The 4,661-nt window shown below is 70.2% G+C and carries 4 protein-coding genes; all 4 read right to left on the minus strand.

The window, feature by feature from the left end; genetic code table 11:
* On the minus strand, nt 1-1,383 hold a 1,383-nt coding region (locus ON39_RS34675; RefSeq protein ID WP_040740533.1), incomplete at its 3' end, for an alkaline phosphatase family protein.
* Nucleotides 1,384-1,514: 131 nt separating this feature from the next.
* On the minus strand, nt 1,515-2,342 hold the full coding sequence (locus ON39_RS34680) for an LLM class F420-dependent oxidoreductase (RefSeq protein WP_040740534.1): 828 nt from the start codon (nt 2,340-2,342) through the stop codon (nt 1,515-1,517).
* Between the two features lie 56 nt (nt 2,343-2,398).
* A complete protein-coding gene (locus ON39_RS34685) occupies nt 2,399-4,249 on the minus strand; it encodes a glycosyltransferase (RefSeq protein ID WP_040740535.1) in 1,851 nt (616 codons plus the stop codon).
* On the minus strand, nt 4,249-4,661 hold a 413-nt coding region (locus ON39_RS34690), incomplete at its 5' end, for a hypothetical protein (protein ID WP_040740536.1). The genes ON39_RS34685 and ON39_RS34690, both read right to left, overlap by 1 nt.

Consider the following 4,661-nt stretch of genomic DNA (forward strand, 5'->3'; position numbering starts at 1 on the left):
CGTCGGCAGCATCGGCACCGAGGTGCTCGGCTTGGCGAAATCGAAGCAGCCGGTGAGGTCGCCGCAGATGGATCGCCGCCACGCGGAGATATTGGGCTCCTCGACCCCGGTCCACTTCTCCAGGAAGCGGATCACCGAGGTGTGGTCGTGCACCTGCGAATTCACCCACCCGCCGCGGCTCCACGGTGAGATCACCAGCATGGGCACGCGGGGACCCAGGCCGATGGGCTGGCCGTTGACGTACTCACCGGGCGTGCCGGGCGGCGCCATCGGCGGCGGCACATGATCGAAGAACCCGTCGTTCTCGTCGAAGTTGATCAGCAGGGCGGTCGAGTTCCACAAACTCTGGTTGCCCCACAACGCTTTCAGCACCGCCTGGGTATAGGCGGCGCCGTCGACGGGCCGGGCGGCGGGATGCTCGGAGTATCCGTATGGTGCGACGATCCAGGAGACCTGGGGCAGGCGCCCGCCGGAGCAGTCGGCGAGGAAGTCGGCGAGCACGTGGCCGACCTGCTTGCCCTGCCCGGAGTCGGGCTTCCAGTTCTGCGCGCCGAATACCTTTGCCCGCGCGGCGAGTTCGGTGTTGCGCGGATCGTGGTAGGCGTCGAACAACCACAGCGGATTGTCGCCGTAGTCGCCGGCGAAGGGGTGCGCGCCGTCGTCGCCCACCTCGTCGTTGGCGTAGACCTTCCAGCTGATTCCCTTGTCCAGCAACCGTTCCGGATAGGTCTTCCAGCGGTACACCGGCCGGTAGTCGGGCGGGTTGCCGATCGCCGGGCCGCCGTACTGCCCCGCGGGGTCGATGGTTCCGGTCCAGTGGTAGAGCCGGTTGGGCGTGGTCGGCCCGAGGACGGAGCAGAAGTAGTGGTCGCAGACGGTGAACGCGTCGGCAAGCGCGCGATGGAAGGGGATGTCGGCGGCGGTGAAGTAGCCCATGGCCATCTCGCCCTTCGCTGCGGTCCAGCCGTCGCTCCAGCCGCCGCGGATGGCGCGGTGCTGATCGTCCCAGCCGTGCGGCAGGTCGCCGAGGTCCTGGCCGTCGACCACCGCCGTGTCGACGTGGAAGGGCAGCAGATGGCCGCCGTCGGGCCGGCCCGCGTCCGGTTGGTGGTAGACGTCGCGGCCGTCGGCCCCGACCACGACGCTCGCGTCGGCGAGCCCGCGAACGCCGCGCATCGTGCCGAAGTAGTGGTCGAACGAGCGGTTCTCCTGCATCAGGATCACCACGTGCTCGACGTCGCTCAACGCCCCTCGGCGCTGGGGCGCGGCGAGCGCCTCGGCCATGCCCGCGGGCAAGGCCTGCAGCCCGCCGCCCAGCGCCGCCGCGCCCAGCGCCCCGCCGATGAACCGCCGTCTCGGAAAACCCGACCCTACCTGTGGCACAGTGTTCCTCTCGACATGCTCGGTCGCTATAACCACAGGCGATAGTGTCCGTCGGAGGCAACTGGGCAGTGAACATGCCGCGACTGGGGACCGAAGGCGCGGGAACCAAGCGGCGCGGAGCGAACCTCCGGTTACCGCGCGGACAGGTAGCGGTCCGTGATTTTGGCGTATTCGTCCAGTTTATCCAGGGTTTCCGACTCGGGCAGGGTCGGCAGCGTGAGGCTCACCCGCTGTACCCCCGCCTCGGCGTAGGCGTCGAGCAGGGCGAGGTCGGGCGCCGCGCCCACGACCGTGACCGGCAGGTCGTGCCCGTCGAGCTCGGCGAGCTGCGCGGGTACCGCGGCGGCGTCGGGCACGGCCAGGGGGAACCAGCCGACGCCGTGCCGGATCGCGCGCTGCACCGCGGCCGGTCCGCCGCCGACGAAGATCGGCGGGTGCGGCCGCTGCACGGGCTTGGGCCAGGAGTAGATCGGGTCGAAATCGACGTACTGGCCGTGGTATTCGGCGAGGTCCTCGGTCCAGATCTCGCGGATGGCCGCCACCTGCTCGTCGAGCAGGGCGCCGCGGGTGCGCGGGTCGGTGCCGTGATTGGCCATCTCCTCGCGGTTCCAGCCCGCTCCGACGCCGAAGAGGAAGCGGCCGTTGGAGATTCGGTCGAGCGTCGCGGCCTGCTTGGCGGTGTGGATGACGTCGCGCTGGATCAGCAGCGTGACGGCGGTGCCGAGCAGCAGCGTCCGGGTGACCGACGCCACGGCGGCCAGGGTGACGAACGGGTCCTCGACGCGGTAGTAGACGCGGGGCAGGTCGCCGCCGCCAGGGTAGGGGGTCTCCCGGCTCGCCGGGATGTGCGAATGCTCCGCGAGCAGCAGGGAATCGAACCCCCGCTCCTCGAGCGCCGGGCCGAGCTGTGGACCGCTGATGCCCTCGTCGGTGACGAAGGTGTTGATTCCTATCTGCATGCGGGGACCAACCGTCGCCGCACGGTCGAATATTCCGCTCGGATGTGCCGGGAGATCTAGCGCAGCTGCACGACGTGCTCGATGGCGAATCGGCGCAACAAGTTTCGTACGGCGGCCGGCGCCGCGCCGTGCGCACGCTCGGCGAGGGCGGCGAGTTCGTCGACGGTTCTGGTGCCGTCGCACAGGTCGAGCAGGTCGCGGGTGGCCGTCGTGAGGCGGAAGACGCGGCCTTTGAGGCTAGGTCGCTTGTGGAACGCGCACAGCCACGGTCCGCCGCGCACGATCTCACCGCGGGTGGTGAGGGCGTCCACGTCGAGGGCGAACTCCTCGATGCGGAGCAGGGCGCTGCGTTCGGGGCGTAACCGGCCGAGATCGGCGTCGCGGCGTGCGCCGGGGGATCGGGCGAAGGCGGGCTGGACCGCGTCGTGGTCCGCGTCGACCGCGAGCCACAGGCGCAGCCGCTCGAATCTGATGACTTCGCACACGGTGTCGATTGGATAGCCCAGATCCGTTGCTTCTCTAGCCGATTCGTTCAACAGCGCCGCGAATTCCAGCACGCCGATCGGCGCCGTTCGTGCCAGCAACCGTTCGACTCGGCCGTCGAGCAGGGCCAGGGTCGACGGCATGTGCTTGCGCAGCAGCGGAAGCGGCGAGCCGGCCGCTGCGCTCGGCGCGCCGTGCACGGCGGCCTCGAAGATCGCCTCGTACACAGTGCCCAGTTCGTCTTTGCCCGCCAAGGGAATTCGCTGCGCGCCCTGCCGTCCGAACTCGACCGCGGCCGCCGGGTCCTCGATCACCTCGGCGAGGACCTCAGCCAGCGCATCGATATCACGGGGATCCTCGACGACCCGCGCGCTGTCCCGCAGCTGCGGCCAATACGGTTGGGTGCGAACGACTTCCGCCGACAGCACCGCGCAGGTGCCGGTGCTGAGCAGCTCCATCGGCAGTCCGGGCCGGTGCACCTCCACCGGGAAATCCCGCTCCAGGCCGCACACCGCCGTGCAGGCCCGCAGCACCTCGGGAACCCGCCAGTGCGGCAGGAACGGCAGCGTCCAGGTCACGTCGGTGAGCCCGAGTTCGTCCACCGCGCCGAGGAACCGCCCGCGCTCGGCGCCGCCCGCCATGACCAGGAAGTTGAAGCGCAGCCCGCGCCCGCGCAACCGGGCCAGGGCCTGAACGAGATCGTAGGAGCCTTTGGCGACACCGAGTTTGCCGTAGACGCCGATCGTGGCGACCCCGGGATCCAGCGGCGCGGTGTTGCGCACCCACGGTTCGCCGCTGAGCCGGGCGACGAGCGCCGAGAGGTCGGCCACCGGACCGTCCGGCGCGAACTCCGGCGGCAGCGACGCGCGCGGTATGGGCGCGATGCGGTCGAGCGGGATGCCGAGCCCAGTGAGATTTCGGTCGCCGACAACGACTTCCGCGCGCCGCAGCACCTCCCGATAGGCCTGGCCCAGCTCGGGATGGTCGAGCAGCCGCGTTCGATCGCTCCCGGCGTGCTGGACGACGTGCGGTACGCCGGTCCAGGACGCGGCCAGATGCGCGCTCAGCCCGTAGGGCTCCAGATAGGCCGAGAACACCAGATCCGCGCCGTGCAGCCGGATCTCCTCCGTGGCCAAGGCGGCGAGCTTGGTCGCGAACGGATTCGCGGCCGGGATGTAGGCGCGGGCGCGCTCCCAGCGCCCGGTCGAGATCACCCGCACCGCACCGCCGTTCGGGAACGTCGCCTCGAGGCGGCCGAAATCGTTGTCGTCGAGGAATATTCGATAGTCGTCCTCGACCTCGTCCGCATTGGTCACCACGTCGACCTGATGACCGCGTTCGGCGAGCGCGCGCGCCATCCAGTAACAGTGCGCGCTCACGCCACCCTGGATGGGCGGGTATTTCATGACCGCGCAGATGCGCATCAGCGCGCCCCGTTCCCGTCGAAAAGCCTTTCCTGCCTGGCGAACCGCGCCACCGGCTCGGCCTCCGGGGGATACGGCGCGCCGGACCGCAGCACGCGGTAAGCCTGTTCGCCGAGGCGATAGCAGGCCAGGGCGTTGCGCCCGGCGACCTTGACGAGAGCGATGCGAGCAGGGCTGCGCAGGGTGTCGTGCGGAGCGACACCGGTGCGCAGCCACTCGTTGTGCTGGGCGACCACGTCGGAGTCGAACTCGGCCAGCCGGACGTGCGCGCCGAGATTCGACCCGCCCGGCGCGGCGGCCGCGCGCTCGGCCGCCAGGGTGGCCGCCGGGTCGTACAGCAACTCCAACCGCAACACCTCGTACCTGGCCAGGTCGATCAGGTCCCGTCGGCCACCGGTCACCAGATAGTCGA

Source organism: Nocardia tenerifensis NBRC 101015 (assembly GCF_000308715.1).
Classification (GTDB): domain Bacteria; phylum Actinomycetota; class Actinomycetes; order Mycobacteriales; family Mycobacteriaceae; genus Nocardia; species Nocardia tenerifensis.